Raw genomic sequence first — 377 nt, forward strand, 5'->3', positions numbered from 1 at the left:
GTATTGTCGCCATTTTTTACAGGTATGGCACGGCCTTCTTCGGTGCTAAAAAAGCTTTTTTGTCCATCGGTATACACCAGGTTGGCAATATAATCGGTTGTTTTATAAGTAGTACCATTTTTTACATATTTGGCCAACTTGTTGCCAGCTGCATCGTAATGGTAAAAAACTCTATTGTCAGCATTAACAGAAACCTCCTGAGGTAAGTTTAAATGATTGTATTTAATCAGGTTTTCGGAATCTTTTGAAGGGGCATGTGTCATATTCCCATTGCTATCATAGGTATATGTTCCTGCACTAATGGCGTCATAATCCTTAACATTGGAATTTGAGGTGCCATCATCAGCCACACTTAACAAACGGTTACTTTGATTGTT

The 377-nt window shown here is 37.9% G+C and carries 1 protein-coding gene; it reads right to left on the reverse strand.

Annotated features, from left to right (window positions below; genetic code table 11):
- Positions 1-377 (reverse strand): hypothetical protein (locus OM074_RS21290; protein ID WP_435873451.1); only part of this gene is annotated, 377 nt, incomplete at both ends.

The organism is Plebeiibacterium marinum (genome assembly GCF_026013615.1).
In the GTDB taxonomy this organism is placed as follows: Bacteria; Bacteroidota; Bacteroidia; order Bacteroidales; family Marinilabiliaceae; genus Saccharicrinis; species Saccharicrinis marinus_A.